The sequence below is a fragment of the Brevibacillus halotolerans genome, assembly GCF_026891775.1.
Taxonomy (GTDB): Bacteria; Bacillota; Bacilli; order Brevibacillales; family Brevibacillaceae; genus Brevibacillus_B; species Brevibacillus_B halotolerans.
On record NZ_JAPTNK010000002.1, the window covers coordinates 431,644 to 448,505 of the forward strand.

At 37.7% G+C, this 16,862-nt stretch carries 20 protein-coding genes and 3 pseudogenes; 15 read left to right on the plus strand and 8 right to left on the minus strand.

Annotated elements, in window-relative coordinates; translation table 11 throughout:
• Positions 1-95 precede the first annotated feature (95 nt).
• The 3 genes from O0550_RS04955 (at position 96) to glnA (ending at position 4,531) form a co-directional block, all read left to right on the plus strand.
• Positions 96-2,522 (plus strand): peptidoglycan D,D-transpeptidase FtsI family protein, encoded by a 2,427-nt coding sequence (locus tag O0550_RS04955; RefSeq protein WP_396125675.1) that lies wholly within the window; start codon positions 96-98, stop codon positions 2,520-2,522.
• A 221-nt stretch (positions 2,523-2,743) separates the two neighbouring features.
• Entirely contained in the window at positions 2,744-3,151 is a 408-nt protein-coding gene (locus O0550_RS04960; RefSeq protein ID WP_003335725.1) for a MerR family transcriptional regulator, read from the plus strand.
• A gap of 48 nt (positions 3,152-3,199) precedes the next feature.
• Entirely contained in the window at positions 3,200-4,531 is a 1,332-nt protein-coding gene (gene glnA, locus O0550_RS04965) for a type I glutamate--ammonia ligase (protein WP_003343687.1), read from the plus strand.
• Between the two features lie 115 nt (positions 4,532-4,646).
• Here the strand turns inward: glnA and O0550_RS04970 are convergent.
• Positions 4,647-5,462 (minus strand): annotated as a pseudogene (locus tag O0550_RS04970) (site-specific integrase); the annotation flags it as partial.
• Between the two features lie 171 nt (positions 5,463-5,633).
• Here O0550_RS04970 and vanY point away from each other — a divergent pair.
• Together vanY and O0550_RS04980 are read left to right on the plus strand one after the other, a co-directional pair.
• A pseudogene (gene vanY / locus O0550_RS04975) lies at positions 5,634-6,497 on the plus strand (VanY-A/VanY-F/VanY-M family D-Ala-D-Ala carboxypeptidase).
• Between the two features lie 113 nt (positions 6,498-6,610).
• Complete coding sequence (locus tag O0550_RS04980; protein ID WP_258425742.1) at positions 6,611-7,240, plus strand: VanZ family protein; 630 nt, start codon at positions 6,611-6,613, stop codon at positions 7,238-7,240.
• Positions 7,241-7,721: 481 nt separating this feature from the next.
• Here the strand turns inward: O0550_RS04980 and O0550_RS04985 are convergent, their stop codons facing one another.
• Both O0550_RS04985 and O0550_RS04990 read right to left on the minus strand, forming a co-directional pair.
• The gene (locus tag O0550_RS04985) at positions 7,722-8,279 is read right to left on the minus strand and encodes a hypothetical protein (protein ID WP_101668621.1); all 558 of its coding nucleotides are present in this window, start codon (positions 8,277-8,279) and stop codon (positions 7,722-7,724) included.
• 12 nt (positions 8,280-8,291) lie between these two features.
• Positions 8,292-8,951: a hypothetical protein gene (locus O0550_RS04990; protein ID WP_096886262.1), complete on the minus strand. Its 660-nt coding sequence runs from the start codon at positions 8,949-8,951 to the stop codon at positions 8,292-8,294.
• 712 nt (positions 8,952-9,663) lie between these two features.
• Here O0550_RS04990 and O0550_RS04995 point away from each other — a divergent pair.
• The gene (locus O0550_RS04995) at positions 9,664-10,617 is read left to right on the plus strand and encodes an ETX/MTX2 family pore-forming toxin (RefSeq protein WP_258425717.1); all 954 of its coding nucleotides are present in this window, start codon (positions 9,664-9,666) and stop codon (positions 10,615-10,617) included.
• Between the two features lie 490 nt (positions 10,618-11,107).
• On the opposite strand, the gene O0550_RS05000 is transcribed toward O0550_RS04995, so the two are convergent.
• On the minus strand, positions 11,108-11,365 hold the full coding sequence (locus tag O0550_RS05000) for a hypothetical protein (RefSeq protein WP_258425718.1): 258 nt from the start codon (positions 11,363-11,365) through the stop codon (positions 11,108-11,110).
• A gap of 214 nt (positions 11,366-11,579) precedes the next feature.
• Here O0550_RS05000 and O0550_RS05005 point away from each other — a divergent pair, with 214 nt between their 5' ends.
• From O0550_RS05005 to O0550_RS05025, 5 genes and pseudogenes are all read left to right on the plus strand, one after another.
• Entirely contained in the window at positions 11,580-11,825 is a 246-nt protein-coding gene (locus O0550_RS05005) for a hypothetical protein (RefSeq protein ID WP_242401361.1), read from the plus strand.
• Positions 11,826-11,912: 87 nt separating this feature from the next.
• Positions 11,913-12,158, plus strand: coding sequence for a hypothetical protein (locus O0550_RS05010; RefSeq protein ID WP_258425719.1), 246 nt, complete (start codon positions 11,913-11,915; stop codon positions 12,156-12,158).
• A 100-nt stretch (positions 12,159-12,258) separates the two neighbouring features.
• Positions 12,259-12,333, plus strand: coding sequence for a BhlA/UviB family holin-like peptide (locus O0550_RS05015; protein ID WP_236867771.1), 75 nt, complete (start codon positions 12,259-12,261; stop codon positions 12,331-12,333).
• 10 nt (positions 12,334-12,343) lie between these two features.
• Complete coding sequence (locus tag O0550_RS05020) at positions 12,344-12,466, plus strand: hypothetical protein (protein ID WP_258425720.1); 123 nt, start codon at positions 12,344-12,346, stop codon at positions 12,464-12,466.
• 239 nt (positions 12,467-12,705) lie between these two features.
• Positions 12,706-12,885, plus strand: a pseudogene (locus tag O0550_RS05025) (glucosaminidase domain-containing protein); the annotation flags it as partial.
• A gap of 320 nt (positions 12,886-13,205) precedes the next feature.
• Here the strand turns inward: O0550_RS05025 and O0550_RS05030 are convergent.
• A complete protein-coding gene (locus tag O0550_RS05030; protein ID WP_181749064.1) occupies positions 13,206-13,592 on the minus strand; it encodes a hypothetical protein in 387 nt (128 codons plus the stop codon).
• Positions 13,593-13,812: 220 nt separating this feature from the next.
• Here O0550_RS05030 and O0550_RS05035 point away from each other — a divergent pair, with 220 nt between their 5' ends.
• Entirely contained in the window at positions 13,813-13,938 is a 126-nt protein-coding gene (locus tag O0550_RS05035) for a hypothetical protein (protein ID WP_258425721.1), read from the plus strand.
• Positions 13,939-14,039: 101 nt separating this feature from the next.
• On the opposite strand, the gene O0550_RS05040 is transcribed toward O0550_RS05035, so the two are convergent.
• Genes O0550_RS05040 through O0550_RS05050 form a run of 3 tightly spaced genes read right to left on the minus strand, consistent with a single transcriptional unit; the run spans position 14,040 to position 14,705 of the window.
• On the minus strand, positions 14,040-14,336 hold the full coding sequence (locus tag O0550_RS05040) for a hypothetical protein (protein WP_258425722.1): 297 nt from the start codon (positions 14,334-14,336) through the stop codon (positions 14,040-14,042).
• A 15-nt stretch (positions 14,337-14,351) separates the two neighbouring features.
• A complete protein-coding gene (locus O0550_RS05045) occupies positions 14,352-14,513 on the minus strand; it encodes a hypothetical protein (protein ID WP_003343659.1) in 162 nt (53 codons plus the stop codon).
• Between the two features lie 21 nt (positions 14,514-14,534).
• Positions 14,535-14,705 carry a hypothetical protein gene (locus O0550_RS05050; protein WP_258425723.1) on the minus strand — a complete coding sequence of 57 codons (171 nt, stop codon included), beginning with the start codon at positions 14,703-14,705 and terminating at the stop codon, positions 14,535-14,537.
• Between the two features lie 132 nt (positions 14,706-14,837).
• Here O0550_RS05050 and O0550_RS05055 point away from each other — a divergent pair, with 132 nt between their 5' ends.
• The 3 genes from O0550_RS05055 to O0550_RS05065 all read left to right on the plus strand — a co-directional run bounded on the left by O0550_RS05055 (position 14,838) and on the right by O0550_RS05065 (position 16,809).
• A complete protein-coding gene (locus tag O0550_RS05055; protein WP_258425743.1) occupies positions 14,838-15,116 on the plus strand; it encodes a YolD-like family protein in 279 nt (92 codons plus the stop codon).
• A gap of 602 nt (positions 15,117-15,718) precedes the next feature.
• Positions 15,719-15,955: a hypothetical protein gene (locus O0550_RS05060; protein ID WP_309304368.1), complete on the plus strand. Its 237-nt coding sequence runs from the start codon at positions 15,719-15,721 to the stop codon at positions 15,953-15,955.
• A 485-nt stretch (positions 15,956-16,440) separates the two neighbouring features.
• Positions 16,441-16,809: an ATP-binding cassette domain-containing protein gene (locus tag O0550_RS05065; RefSeq protein WP_258425724.1), complete on the plus strand. Its 369-nt coding sequence runs from the start codon at positions 16,441-16,443 to the stop codon at positions 16,807-16,809.
• The last annotated feature ends 53 nt before the right edge of the window (positions 16,810-16,862 follow it).

The window sequence follows — 16,862 nt, forward strand, 5'->3', positions numbered from 1 at the left end:
TCCAACATTTATAGCTGTCTTTTTATATGGAGTAAAAGTGAAACCTAGCGGGACGTACTAATTTTTCAGCTATATTATCTAATGGAATATATGGAATGTTCTGGTATATTTATAAGAAAGGGATATATGACAAGGGATGCGGTGAAATCATGCAAATTGAACCAGAGCAGCAGCGAAAAAAAGACCCGGAAATAGTATTCCGTGTAAATATTATGTTTTTAGCTGTTTTTATCTGTTTTGTAGTTGTCATTTTACGGCTAGCATATGTTCAAGTTGTTCAAGGGGAGTTATTTGCGCAAGAATTAGAGAAATACAGCCTCAAAGAACTTCCAATTCCTGCTCCAAGAGGTCATATTTTAGATCGCAATGGGGTGGTCCTAGTGGATAATAAGCCTGTTTTCACTGTTAAATTTATGGATAGACCAGAAGAAAAAATAAACAAGGAGAGAGTAGCGGAGGAATTGGCTACCTTGCTTGATTGGAAGCAAGAGGAGCGAGGTGATGATAAGAAGCTGGCTGACTTAGGGATTCAGCTACAAGCTAGCTTTCCCATCATATTGTCTTTTGAGCAACGTCAGAGACTGCGAACGCAAATACAGACAAAATTAGATGCATTGCCTTTACCAGAAAAAATGGAACTATTACAATCCGTAGAGTTACTCCGTCTGGCAAAAGAAGTGCATATCCCAATCAAATATGCCTTTACCGATGTAGAACGCACTAAGGCTCTTGAGCTGTTGCGAAAAAAAACAGGAAAGATCTTATCATATGAGCAAGGGGCGAATGATCGAGTACTGCTTGGCGAACTTCTGCAACATCAGATTCCGTTTCCTTATCATTTGGAGAAAAAACAATCAGATGATCTTGTTCGCAAAATAAAAAGCTCCATTGAGATTTTGCGTGCAACACCTGTTACGAAGCAAAGTGATCGAAAGCTAATTGAAAATGCACGCTTCTTTTTCTTAGATGTAAACCTAGGTCTGTCTGAGATACAACGTGAGCAGACTTGGCGAAAATTACTTGTTTTAGAGCGGATGGTAGGCATGGGTATCCCGGCCTTCATGCCAAGACAGATAAAGCGAAATATTACAGCGGCTGAGGATGCTAGGATTGAGGAGCGATTAGCCCGATTACCTGGTGTCTATGTAGAGGTGGAGCCGCTTAGAAAAGTAAAGACTGATGCAAACGGAGGGCCACTTGCGACACATATTTTGGGGTATATCAACTCCATTGATCCTCGCTTTGTGAAGGAGTATAAGTCCAAACAATATTCAGGGAATGAATTGGTTGGTGTAGCAGGCTTAGAAAATTATTACGAGTCGCAGCTACGGGGAAAAACTGGCGCCATGACTGTACAGGTAAATCGGAATTCGGAATTTGTCAACGAAACCATAAAGCGTGTTGCAGAGCCTGGAAATGATCTTATTCTTACTTTGGACTGGAGATTTCAAGATAAAGTAGAGGATATTCTGCATAAAAACCTTTCGCAGAAAAATCTGAAAGTTGGGCATGCGGTGGTAATGGCTCCTGATACGGGGGAAATATTAGCTTTGGCTAATTATCCTGATTATGATTTGAATTTGTATTATGATCGAGAAACATTTAGTAAAGTGTATAAAACGGATATCTGGCCTTATGAAGATAATAAAATTACTCGGGGAGCCTATGCACCAGGCTCGACTGTAAAACCTATATCCGTGATGCTTGCCTTGCAGGAGGGGCTGGTTACTCCTTCTGAGACGATCATAGACAGAGGTGGTCTCTTTGTTGGAAATCGCTTTAAAAATAACTGGTTACGCTCTGGACATGGTGCAGTAGATGCAAGAAGGGCCTTACAGGTATCTAATAATACTTATATGTATGAAATGGGGCTTCGTTTAGCAAGAAAGGGGAATCGTGAAGGCAAGCATTATAGCGAACAATTTAATGTGTTAGATTACTATAACAGCCAGTTCGGGCTGGGTGTAAAAACGGGAATTGATCTTCCGGGTGAGAAGACAGGGTACCTGGCAAACGACAAATATTTAGGGAATTTAGTAGATGCATTTATCGGTCAATACAATAGCTTTACACCTATGCAGCTTTGTCAGTATGTCAGTACAATCGCAAATGGGGGTTATCGAATCAAACCTCATTTAGTCAAAGAGATTCGCAAGGGAGCAAGTAACCCAACAGAACGAATAACATTGACCAAAGTGGAGCCATATGTTCTAAATAAGGTCGATATTGATCCCAAGTGGATAAAGGTAGTGCAGGAAGGTATGGCAAAGGTAACCCAGCCGAACGGGACAGCGTATCGTAACTTCAAGGGTTTTCCGTTTCCTGTGGCAGCTAAAACGGGTACAGCACAAACGGGAGGGAACGCAGACAATGCGCTAATTGTCGGATATGCACCCGTTAAAAATCCACAGATTGCATTTGCTGTCGTTGTGCCAGGTGGGGGGCATGGTGCTGATATGTCTGGAGTGATTGCAAAGCAAATTTTGGAGGAATATGTGAAAATGTATGGGATCGAGCAGTAATTAAAATGGATAAGAAATAATCACAAGGGAGCATGTTCTCAGATCGTCTCGCTGTTCTACCGCAAATAAGGTAGTCAAGAGATTGTAGAGGGCATGCTTTTTTCTTGTTGTAAAAAAGTCATGTCAGATTTCCTTACATGTGTTGACAGATAATCTGCTATCCGTTAGAATTTGAACATAACAAAATGAAATGATTTGATTTACGAGGAAGGGGAAGCAAAATGAGTGATGAAATTCGTCGCAACATGGCCCTTTTTCCCATAGGCATCGTTATGAAATTAACCGATCTGACTGCACGACAGATCCGATATTATGAACAACACGGGTTAGTCACACCAGCTCGTACAGACGGGAAGCAGCGGTTATTTTCGTTTAATGACGTAGATCGTCTGTTAGAAATTAAACAACTGATTGATAAGGGGCTAAATATTGCTGGCATTAAACAGGTGATCCAATTGAAGGAGCCTGTTGTGGAGGCGCCGATCTTACCAGGGAAAACGGCAGCTCGTCCACAAATGGAGAAGAAGGAATTACTGCAATTATTGAAACAACAAGTGATAAACCCCAGTGCCAATCGCTTAGGTGAATCGGCATTGATTCGTGGAGAGCTTTCTAGGTTCTTCCACTAGATAGATGGGTACAAAAAATTGATGGATTTGGTCAAGGAGGAAGAGAGAATGAGCCGTTATACGAAAGAAGACATTATGCGTTTTGCTGATGAAGAGAATGTGAAGTATATCCGTTTGCAATTTACTGATCTAATGGGTATCAGTAAGAATGTTGAGATTCCGGTTTCTCAATTGCCAAAAGCGTTGGATAACAAGATGATGTTTGACGGATCTTCCATTGAGGGTTTCGTGCGCATTGAAGAGTCTGATATGTATCTTTTCCCAGATTTAGATACATGGGTGGTATTCCCGTGGGGAACTGAATTCGGAAAAGTGGCTCGTTTGATCTGTGATGTGTATATGCCGGATGGTAAACCGTTTGAAGGTGATCCCCGTTATATTTTGAAAAAGGTAATGAAAGAAGCAGAAGAGCTTGGCTATACGGATTTTAACGTTGGTCCAGAGCCTGAATTCTTCTTGTTTAAAATTGATGAAAAAGGCGAGCCTACTCTCGATCTGAATGACCAAGGCGGATATTTTGACTTTGCACCATTAGACTTGGGTGAAAACTGTCGCCGTGATATCGTTCTAACTTTAGAGAAAATGGGCTTTGAAATCGAAGCTTCTCATCATGAAGTAGCACCAGGACAACATGAAATTGATTTTAAATATGCAAATGCGATACATGCAGCTGATCAAATTCTGACGTTTAAACTGGTGGTTAAAACAATTGCGCGTCAACATGGTTTGCACGCAACCTTTATGCCAAAGCCATTGTTTGGTGTAAGTGGATCTGGTATGCATGCGCACCAATCCTTATTTATTGGCAACGAAAATGCATTCTATGATGAATCTGATGAGCTAGGTCTAAGTCAAACAGCAAAATACTATCTAGCTGGTCTTTTAAAGCATGCGAGAGGATTTGCGGCAATTACAAATCCACTAGTGAACTCTTACAAACGCCTTGTACCAGGCTATGAAGCACCTTGCTACGTGGCATGGTCTGCAAAAAATCGTTCTCCATTAGTACGTATCCCTGCATCACGCGGATTGGGGACTCGTTTGGAAGTGCGTAATCCCGACCCGGCAGCGAATCCGTACTTGGCACTAGCTGTTATGTTGAAAGCTGGTTTGGATGGAATCAAGAACAAATTAGAATTGCAGCCTGCTGTTGATCGCAACATCTATGTGATGAACGAAGCTGAACGCGAAGCAAACGGAATTGATAGCTTGCCATCTACGCTAAAAGAGGCGATCGAATGTCTGAAAGCAGATCGTGTTATCTGTGAAGCGCTAGGTGAGCATGCCGCGTTACACTTCATCGAAGCGAAGGAGATTGAATGGGATATGTTCCGCACACGTGTTCACGAGTGGGAGCGTAATCAATATATGTCACTGTAAGAAGTGGCAAAGCCCTTGCGCCTGTAGGCGCGAGGGTTTTTCTTGTTTGTGGGTTATACGGTTGAAAAAGTCTCCACCCACATACGCACCCACAAAACACCCACATTTTTTTCAATTAGTCGTAAATATTTTGCATATACTCTTCGAATTTGCTTATCGAATCAGTTTCGATTTTTTTAGATATGTGGGCGTATACGTCTGATGTGATTCGAAGGCTGCCGTGTCCGAGACGCTCTTGAATGTATTTCATATCTACTCCTGTTTCTAAAAGCAAAACTACGTGAGTGTGTCGTAAAGAATGTATGGGCATTGAGAGGATGCCTGCTCTAGTTAAAATCCTTGAGAAAGCGTTGAATAGAGAAGATTTAGTAATAAAGCTCCCATCATTTCTACATAGAACCAGGTTAAGATCGTGATGGTAGAGATCGTTTTAGCGCTAACTTGTTTTGATTTTGATATTTTGCATGATTGATCAAATCATTAACTAAGTTTTTACTAATATGAATCGTTCTAACAGAGTGATAGGTCTTTGTATCACCAAATAGCTCACTTCTATCCGTGGCAGAAAAATCGAGCGTTTTGTTGATGCTGATGGTCATTTGTTTTAAATCAATATCAGACCATTGAAGTGCAGCAGCTTCACCTTTTCGCATCCTGTTTCAATTAAAAGCTTGAAGTAAATCCAATAGATGTAATTATATTGATAAGCTTGTTGCAAAAAAAAGGGTATATCTTTTGACTCCATAAATTTTAAAGTCTGTACTTTTTGTTGACCTTTAATAGTTGCACCGATACATGGATTTTTCTCAATCTTCCCTAATGTAACAGCTCTGCTCATTGCATTATGCATGATAGAGTGTACTAACTCAACTGAACGTTTGCTGTAGCCATTATCAAATAGTTGATTCAAAAATTTCTGATACATAATAGGTTAATTTAATACGTACTATATTTGAAGTCCGTTTACCAATGGAGGATTCCCAAAGAGATTAAGTGTAAAATCCAAGTAAAAAATTTAAGAAAAATTTTATATTTACCCCACTTTTTATTTTAAAAGTTTTTCCTATCCTATAAACAAGTTACATCAAGGAGGAGACTAAAAATGAAAAAGTGGGGATTTTTATTGGTTTTTGCATTATTTCTAGTATTTATTTTTAATATATTACCGATATCCCCAGATAAAGTAGAGGATCAAATATATGAACAAAATGATAATACAGCTACTGAAAATACCCAAAAGATTGAGATTACAGAAGAGCATATCTATCAAGGGAATCTGCTTTTGGTTAACAGTGAATATGCTGTTCAACAAGCAGGTATAAAATCGGATATTGTAAAATTTATTTACGCACAAAGAATTGACGAAGGGGTATGGGTTACTTGATAACGAAATTAAATTGTCAGAAGAAATAGCTGAAGAATTTTCGGAGATGATAGCTGCTGCTGAAGAGGATGGGGTTAGTAATTTTTTAATTAGCAGTGGTTATCGAGACTTGGATGAGTAAAGCAGATTATACGAAGAGATGGGAGCTGACTATGCTTTGCCAGTTGGTCATAGCGAACATAATTTAGGATTAGCACTTGATGTAGGATCTACTCAAATGAAGATGGATAAAGCACCTGAAGGAGAGTGGATAGAAGAAAATTCCTGGAAATACGGCTTTATATTACGCTATCCCTTGGATAAAACGGATGTTACAGGAATTCAATATGAACCTTGGCATATTCGCTATGTCGGCTTGCCTCACAGTGCGATTATACGGGAAATGAATTTAGATTTGGGAGAATATTTAGATTATTCAAAAGGAGAAAAGAGCATTTCTGTTAGTGTTGATGGGAAAAAATATACAATTTCATATTATACTATTTCTCAAAATGAGACAATTGAAGTTGAAGTACCAGCGAATGAACAATATGAAATATCTGGTGATATATAGATGGAGTGATTGTGACCACATTTTCTTGAATTAGGTTCTAAAATGATAAAGTCATAGGTTTAATGTAAAGTTAGGAGATTCAGCAAGGGGGATTATTATGTCACTATTTCAGTATTTATATGTTTATACTCGTATATGTATTATGTATGTTGTTCATACGGATTTATTAATTAACATTATTTGCACATGTATTTTATGTATTATATTTCAAAAAATATTTTTTCTAAGGGCTAAGAAGAAGGAAGGAAGAGTTTCCCGCAAGCATTTTTTAGGGGTATTTATTTTTTTAGTGTATCTGTCAGTTGTTTATGGTGTAACAGGTATAGGAACAATTTGGGATGTGCAAAGGTTTGTTACCGCATCTACATCTGAATTTAATCGAATTTATTTAGTTCCATTCTCTAGTTCTGAGGTAACTATGCCGTATGTTTTAAATATTATAATGACGATACCATTAGGATTCTTGTTACCATTGATTTGGAAACAATTTCGAACAATAAAAAAGGTTGCCTTGTCGGGATTTTTGTTATCTTTATGTATTGAATTAAGTCAGTTGTTTACTCAAAGTCGAAACACAACGACAGATGATTTAATTATGAACACACTAGGCGCTATTATTGGATATTTCATCTTTAAAGCATTCTTTTACGTCTTCTTGAAAAAAAATAGCAACGAAAAAGATGAAATAACATCATCTTCAGTTGTCATCAAACACGAAGCATTCTTTTATTTAGGTTTATCATTTTTGGGGATGTTTTTATTTGCTATTTAGGGCTTTTCGCCATCAATAATGCTTGACAAAAAATAAAATTTAAAGATGATGAAAAAACGTCTGCTTAGCACTCTTGCACAAGGATAAGGAGTGTAACAGTTTGGCAAAAGATCTACTTAAGATGCTCTGTAGATGGTTGTTGAAATACTTTCGAAAACCTACGAATCAGAACTAAACATACTTCGATTGTAATTTCCTTAACGTTGTAAATCCGCATTTTCCTGACGCTACCCCTATTATAAGCATACTTCTTAGGATTTCTGAGCCATCCCCATCCTCTTGGCATCTTCAATCCAACTCGATGTACTAACTGTCTTTTTAGGCTTGTCCTAGCTGCTACACGCTTTTTGAAACTTGGCTTACGCATTCCAAACTTCATAGCAATTACCCTTTTATTTTGATTTAGCGAGAGAAAGATAATGTCAAGGCCCCCCGACGGTTTAATTTTTCTGTCGGAGGGCTATTTTTTTGTTTTCACGCTTTATTTCTGAATAGTTGGGGTTTCCAATCCAATGAAAACAGCTACAGCTAACTTTTCTTCATTGAGCACTTGTAGCTCATAATTCTCCGGAGTTAAAAGTGTTTTTTTCTCTTCCTCTGACGGTTTCTCTTTTAATTTGAGTTGTTGTAAAAGAGTATAGGTGTTTTCTTTACCTTTACTTAAATCAATTTGAATAACCGGAGGAGATTCAACAAGTAACTGCCCTATTTTTTTGCTACCCAATACGTCCCCAAACGTAAAATAAATAGGTTTTTCAGTATCCACCATCTTTTCCCTTAAATATTCCGATATAGAAATTTCAAGTTTAAGATCAGCCAAGGTATCTTTTTGGGATATTTGAAGTACAGATGTTTTTAGATGCTGTCCAGCAATTTCCTTACTGTACTCATTAATCGATTGATAGGTCTTGCTGGATACTTTCTGAATCGTTTCCTCTGATATTTTGTCTATTTTTCTCGGAGATTTATCTACTGCACAACCACTAAACAGAAATAATGAAGCAATGAGAACGGCTGGGATGACTGGTGTTCTTTTCATGTAGTTTTTTTGCTACCTCAATTTTTTTGGATTTTTATCAGCATACTCGGAATATGAGTAATCGGTGTATACATAAGTGGTTTTCTTTGGCTCCCCGTGGAAGTACTTCACTATACTTCCGCTTGTGCTTACTGCTTTTGATCCGTACTCAATAGTTGTAACAGTATTTGCAGGAATGGTCCAGGTGTAAGTTGTAGTCTCAACAGTTTCCTTTCCAAATGCAACCTCTGCATTTATTCCTACTTTCCCTTGAATTAGCTTCCAATTAACTGCTGTTTCACCTGATGTGCCTACTTTTCCGGTAACAAATGTTTTTCTTGAAACTGATCTTGTAACAGAGTCATTTGCCGAACCCCTATTTGTTACTTCTGTTTCAAAACTTTTTGCTTTATATAAATCCTTTTTGCTAATTTCATAAACGGTTTCATTGAAATCGACATACTGAGGACTAATACCCTTAGGAGTATATTTCGATTCCTTATCTTCTTCAAGAGCATCCTCATAATCATAATTCACAGGAGTATTCCAGACTTTTTCAACGATTTCCAAATCACCTATTGTTTCATGTGTAATAGTAGGTTCATTCATATCCTGAGATTTTGCGAATACAGAACTCCCTCCAGATACTACTAAACAAATCCCTACAGCAATAGAAAGCTTTTTAAAGGGCATTTTTTTGTTCCTCCTATTTTCTATTAATTTCCATTATATTACCAATTTAATACAAATATGTAAATATTAATATTAAATCTATGTATGGAAGGTATATAGAGGACACCTGTAAAGAATGTGACCATCTGGAGGCTTGGCAGTACTTCTTTCATTTACATTCGGTGTAAATACCAATTCTAACCATTGCATAATCTCCTCATCATCTAATAAAATAAGAACACACATTCGTATTTAAGGAGATGTTTTGATGGCTAGTATAATAAGTCATTGGATACGATGTTAGACATTTGGGATAGCACCAGGGATAGCACCAACAAAATGCGAATTTCGTACGCTAAGCAAAATTTTATAAAGAAGAAGCCGATTTCCTGTACGCTAAGAGATAATGGGATTCAGCCGAGATACACGTAAAAACAGGTCATAGGCTTACTTTTATTTCCAAATAAAACCTTTTGAACTTACAACTAGGCATCGTTTTGTCTATTTACAATAAAGAGTCGGTCTGTGTTTATTATGGGTGTAACCTAATTTTACAGAGATTATACATTGAGAAATAAACAACAATCCAATTGTAAAATAATTGTTATAAAAATGGAGAATTTATGAACATATCTGATTACATAATGAAAATAGTGGAATTTAGTGGAATTTAATTGTATGATTTTATTATGTGAATATATTCACATAATAAAATATTAACGGGAGGGTTTTTATGAAAAAATTTGCAAGTTTAATTCTTATAAGTGTGTTCCTTTTTTCGAGTACGCAATTTGTTCATGCGTCATCCACAGATGTTCAAGAAAGATTACGGGACTTGGCAAGAGAAAATGAAGCTGGAACCCTTAATGTAGCATGGAATACTAACTTCAAACCCAGTGATGAACAACAATTCTCTTATAGTCCAACTGAAGGTATTGTTTTCTTAACACCACCTAAAAATGTTATTGGCGAAAGAAGAATTTCACAGTATAAAGTAAATAATGCATGGGCTACATTAGAAGGAAGTCCAACCGAAGTATCGGGGACACCTTTATATGCGGGAAAAAACGTATTAGATAACTCAAAAGGAACAATGGATCAAGAGCTGTTAACACCCGAGTTTAACTATACCTATACGGAAAGCACTTCAAATACAACAACTCATGGATTAAAATTAGGAGTCAAAACCACTGCTACCATGAAATTCCCGATTGCTCAGGGTAGCATGGAAGCTTCTACTGAATATAACTTTCAAAATTCTTCCACTGATACTAAAACTAAACAAGTATCATATAAAAGCCCATCACAAAAAATTAAAGTACCAGCAGGTAAAACCTTTAGAGTTTTAGCATACCTAAATACTGGATCTATTTCAGGTGAAGCTAACCTTTACGCAAATGTTGGGGGTATAGCTTGGGGGGTTTTACCAGGTTATCCCAATGGCGGAGGAGTAAATATAGGTGCTGTACTTACCAAATGCCAACAAAAAGGATGGGGAGATTTCAGAAACTTTCAACCTAGTGGAAGAGATGTAATCGTTAAAGGCCAAGGTACTTTCACATCTAATTATGGAACGGACTTCATTTTAAAAATTGAAGACATCACAGATTCAAAGTTACGAAACAATAACGGGAGTGGAACTGTCGTTCAAGAGATTAAAGTTCCACTAATTAGAACTGAAATATAGTAAGTCACTTTTTGATTATCCGTCTACTAGGGGTAGCACCACATTGCAATCAAGTGAAGAAATTGGTTGTTCCCCAAAAACGAAAAAAATGAGCTGAATTATTATTAACAACTATGGAAAGATAACGGGAAAGGCCTCTGACGGAAAGTTATAAACCGTCAGAGGCCTTTTTTTATTTCCGTGGTATTAGTGTTCTATCCTTTTCTTTGGTCAGCTATTACTTTAATAGTGAAAGTCAAAATTAAAGTAATAACGAACAAATTGTTTGCATGCTCCATTGTTATTTGTTGCCAAACTAAAACCGAAATAAGAAGCAAAGAGAAAACAATGTAGGCTATGTTTCTTGAAAACACAGACTTTAACAGGAATAAAGTTACAACAGCAGCTATTAATATAATAAACAGCATTATATTAAATACACCGAATACGATAAGTCAACACCCCTCTGTAATACCTTGATGGAGTAGTATAAGTTGATCTAATCAATATTTTACCATGCACCTTTAGGGTTTGTCGAAATTGTAAAATAACCGACATAATGAATGTTTATTGTAACCCCATAACCTTCATTTTTATGGTTAATTTCGTTTGCAATGGCTACCATTCCAGTTGACAAAGCATATGAAATAGCTTGTACAAGTTTTGTTGGCGGAGAAGGAATCAACCCAGAAATCGCAGTAACACCTCCTGTAACTGTCCCTGCTTGTGCCCAAGCGTTAGCTACGTCTCTAGTATCCCTATCTGTCATAGTAAATGCATATCATCACCAGTAGTAGTTTCCGAAAGATCCAAGTGACGCAACTTTCAAATCCTCACCTTAAAACATATAAAGCTCCAATAGCTACTCAATTTGGGGTTTAAACGTGAGGATCACTGTCTTTGTGCTAATGACAGTTTAGGCCCGATTGAATTTGATGCGTTTGGTTTTTCCTACGACTAAACGGGAGCGGGAGTGATATAGATTGGAAATAGCAAAATCGACGGATTTAGAGAAAATGCGTGCTGCCAAAGAAAAGTTGGAGCAAGAGAAAAAGACACTGCTAGATCAGGTAGACCAACTCGAAAAGGAAAAGCGTGATTTAATGCTCACTGTCACAGACATATACGAGCAAAATTTAGAATCGAACAAGCGGATTACAGCTATCATGATTGCCGTAACAGAGCTGTTTGAACAATTTTTACAAACTACATCTGGAGGTAATGCCTAATGAATTCAATGGTACCAATCTACTGCTCACTAATTAAATCTGGAGACAAGACTTTGGAGTAGGTTCCCCAAAAAATTAGAGATAAAGTTGAAAGTCAATGAAGCGCCAATGAAGCTGATTAAAAGAGCTTTAGAGGCGTTTTTCTTTTGGCTTTGGGTGCTAGTGAAAGGGGGTGAGTCCATCATGCCTTTTGCGACCATATATGTATATCTAATATTGGATGGTGACAAACCCTATCCTCAGGTTCCGATTAAAATACGTCCTGAGGTTAAAAGACAACTTAATGTACTTGAGTACGAAGAATTAGCCAAAAATAGCGCCTTCTCATTTTAAAAGGCGTTTTTTCATGGGGAGCTGCGGCTCCCTTTTTACTTTTGCTCCTAGGGGGTGATGAGGAGAAGGGAAGCATGGAAGAAATGATTACAAGGCAGTGATGTCCCAGGGGCCATTTGCTCTTTTGTTTGTATGGTTACTTTTTTTCTACCAAAAAAGATGGGAAAGAACGTGAAGCAAAACTCATGAAACACAACGAGAAAATGGTGATTCAGCTCGAAAGAAATACAACTATCCTGCAACAGATTGAATGGAGTTTAGCAGAACTTGGCAGTGATGTCCAAGAACGAAAAGAAAAGGTGGGATAAGGAATGGAGATGACCACTGATATCGCTACATTAGCCCCAATTGTTGCGGCGCTAACTGGTGTGTAAAGGGTTTGGAGTTCCGAATAAATTTGCTCCATTAGTCGCAATGGCTTTTTCAGCTCTATTTGTATTTCTTCCAAACGGAGAAGTAAAAACCAATTTACTATCAGCGGTAGTCATTGGATTACGGCTTCGGGAGCTTATAGCTATGTAAAACCAGACAACGGAGGGAACAAGCAATGAAACCACAAGACTTTATAAATAAGATCGCACCAAGTTCTGTAGCTGATATGAAGAAAACAAAGATACCTGCATCCCTTACAATTGCTCAAGCAATCCTTGAATTAGCTTTGGGGGAAAGGGGACTAACCAAGCGAGGAACCAACCTCTTTGGCATCAAAGGAACAGGCCCAGCAGGTGGAGATGAGGGATGTAGCTGTTAGGATCGGGCAAATTGGCTGATGAATTGCGCGTGGCGAGTGGACAGGAACCACAGAATAAAAATTAGTTGACGAAATATGTCAGCAACCAAGTTGATTTATATGAGATTTTTGTAACGGAATTGGGCTACTAAAAGTGAGGGCTATCAAGTGTTAACCATATACAGAAATAATTAAATGGTGAAACTGAAAGGGATTTTTAAGATGTGAATAATAAAAGGTTCCCAACAGAGAAGTAAAATCTAAACTGTTGGAAACCTATTTTATAACCTTAGTGAAACTTTCAAAAAACTATAGGCTTATTGTTTAGAGTACGTAACTTGGAAGGATTTAGTTCCAGTCGATTTACCATAATATTGAAAGGTTACTGTTTTTGCCGTAACGTTAAAATAATTATTTCCAGCTTTAAGTCTAGAATTCGTAGGCACCCCATTAACATGGACCGTTACATCAGATACATTACCTGTTGCAAAAACTACAATTGTATGACTACCATTCTTACCTAAATTCAGAAGATCTATACTGGAACTAGAATATCCAGCAACGTTATGCGTAACCGTCTGTCCAAACTGTACATCTCCATATGCTGTAATTTCCTTAGGTTCAGAGAATTGAGTTGAAGCTGATGCTGGAACTGCGGCTGTAACCATTGCAAGCACTCCTAAAGCAACTAAAGCTTTTCTCAAAATGATCACTCTCCTTAAATGGTTAGGCTATTACCTCTATACAATAACATAATATTGCAATAAATGTAAATATAATACATTTTTAAAAAATATTTTTATTATAAGAAATAATTTTTTATTGGTTAGCAGATTTATTGAACATGTAATTTTACCCATTGCATAGTCTCTTCAAGATTTAATAAAACAAGAACGCATATTCGTATTTTAAGGAGATGTTTTGTTGGCTAGCAAAATTCTTGATCCGCTTGTAACGAAATTCATCTTGGCAGAACATGCAGAAATGTTGCATCAGTTTTATGAAGATAAGAAACTGATTGAGAAGCCGAAAATCCAAAGACTGCAATGATCGTGCATACTGATCTAACAATTTTTCCTATGTAGATGTTGGATAGAACAAACCACCCAGCTTGGCTCGTTTGATTTCGCAGGGTGGTTTGCGGTCATTATTCAGAGGGTTTTTGCCAGTGCGTTCGTCTCCAACGTTAATTCTTGTTGCAGTCCTTGTAAAAATTCACGCAATATTCCGATTTGACTTACCAGTCCGCTAAGGGCGAATGTGAGTGCGAGTAGAATATCTTCTTTTTCACTTGGCTCTTTACTCTCATTAGACAGCGTAGAGAGTAGCACTGCGAAACCGAAAGTAGCTTGCCTTTCTAAAGCAAGAATTGCTCTTTGTGTTGCCCTAATTCTTGTTGTTGTAGTAAAAATGTCAACCAAAAGGCTTTTTTCAAAGTCAGTGATCAAAATAAATTCCTCCCTTTATGCAAGCAATTGTTGAATGACGGCTAAAGTTTGTCGTAATTGCTCATTAATATCCTCGAAATCAGCTTTTATTTCGTCAGCTTCGTGCAGGAATTGACTTGTGAGTGTTTTAATATTTTCCTCGATTTCTTCCAAACGTTTACAGAGACTGGCACTCATGGTTCATAACCCCTTTCTGTTCTATGTGAGCAATGCTTGTTCGATTAATCTCTGGATCTCCGTGATGAGAATATTTGATTCATTTGCTTCTACTTTGCTCTCTCTTCTTGTATGTTTTAGTCTGCATTTAAATTTTTTGATGTTGCGAATGATTTTATCAATTTCCTTTTCTGCACACTTGTTATTACTCATGGTATTCCCTCCCTAGTTTATCAGTGGTGTTATGTATAATGCACAAGTGAAGAGAAGGTAAATAGACTAGTATCAAACCAAGAAGTCCATTTTTTGAGAGTCCTAGATATGTACCCATAGAAAAATGCAGAGATTTTACGTCAACATCACGAGGATAAGAAACTGATCGAGAAACCGATTATTGAAGAGGATGAGTTGGCCGAGTTTTGCTACAGGATATCTGGCTCACGTCAGTACGACTATGCCCTTACGATTAGCTGGTGGAAAGAAACAAAAGAGGGGCGAGGAGTAATTGAATCAGTTTGGGGATGGGTAGATAGGTTTGAGTCAACGTTTAAACAGATCAAGTTAAAGAACGATGAGGATTTTTGGTGGATTCCTGTAGAAGATGTGATTAGTGTAGAAGCCTAAGTTGAGTATCTTACAATTGCATAGAACGGGGAACAGGGATACAGTCAACACCTCACTATTAATAGCCTAGTGAGGTGTCAATGGCCCGTGACTCACTAGGGCTCTCGTGGTTGAATTACGTTTAAGGAAGAATTTATGTAGGTCGCCGTCGCTGTTTTTCCGGCGGATTTTTGTATTTTTGGAAAAATACTACAGTATAGAATGTATTGTCAGTGAGTCATGGATACTATAATAGCCCTCCAGAGTACCGGAGGGCTAAAAGCGTGCAAACCTTCATACCTTTCTGTATTTTGTCTACACGCTGTAAGCACCCAATGTGGTGCTTTTTTCTTTTGTACTTAATGTTTACATCATGTTGCAATAACTTTGTTTCAATTGTAGTTTCTGCAACAGTAATAGAGGTTTTCATTTACAATAACTAATTTCAGGAAAAATGGATATTTTAACCGTTTGAGTTTCTGTAAGCAATAACCTTCATTTCTGCAACAGTTACTCTAGTTTTTACTGCATGATATATGCAATAGGTACACAAAAGAAAAGAAATAAATATATATAGGTCATTTTGATAGATATTTTTTCTATGAAACAAGGAAGATGAAACAATGCCTAGCAAACCATTAAAGACCTGTCTGTATTCCAGATGCCCAACCTTAACAAGAGTAACTTATTGTCCTTTACATCAAAAGAAACAAGTCCAGCAGTATGATCGAGAACGCGGATCATCTACGCAACGTGGCTACGATGCCAAGTGGAGAAAAGCAAGAATAAGATTTTTAAGAAAGCACATCCACTCTGCAAACATTGCTTTGATAAAGGCTTACTCACTGGTGCTACAGTAGTTGACCATATCGTTCCACATAGGGAGATAAGACGTTGTTTTGGGATCGGAACAATTGGTAGCCATAATATGAGCAAAGTCATAATCGGAAGAATGCTAGAGAAGATAGAGGCTCTTGAAGATGATTTATCTGTTAGAAGAAATAAAGTATTAGACGAAGTGCCTCATTAAGCTAAACGGAGATTAGTTTGGAAATATTAGCCGCTGTAGTGGAAACAAGTGGTTCTGGGAAAAGTACGTTATGAAAAGCGCTACTAGGGTTTTATTCCCCTGCGGAAGGCGATATAAAATTCTTTGCTAAAAATGTAAAAACTCACACTCTCGCGTAGGTGAGAGAATTGATAGCATACGTTCCACAAGATCCGCATTTATTTGAAGGAACGATTGAAGAAAATATTAGATTTGGGAGGCCTGATGCAGAGGAGGAGGAACTTATTGAAGCAGCCAAAGCTGCGTATGCTCACAAATTTATTCTGAGATTGCCTGATGGATACAAAAACCTTCATTGGAGGGGATAAGGTACGTTTATCAGGAGGACAACGGCAAAGAATCGCCATTGCACGTGCTTTATTATCAAAAGCTCCTATCGTTTTATTTGATGAGCCTACGTCTGCTCTAGATTCACATTCCGAATCATGTGTTCGTGACGCGATCCGCTCATTAAAGGATCAACGTACCGTCGTGATCGTAACGCATCAAATGCAAACTATAGAGATAGCAAATGTCATTTTCGTGATGGAGCAGGGTTCTATCGTGGATCATGAGACACCTGATGAGATGAAAGTGAAAGAGGGACCTTACCTGCGTTTATTTGTAGGGGAAACCACTTCTGACAAAGCAATCTCTATTCATTAGTATAGTACGGTCAATAGCATCTTTGACTTTTTCAGCATGAAATTTACAGAAAT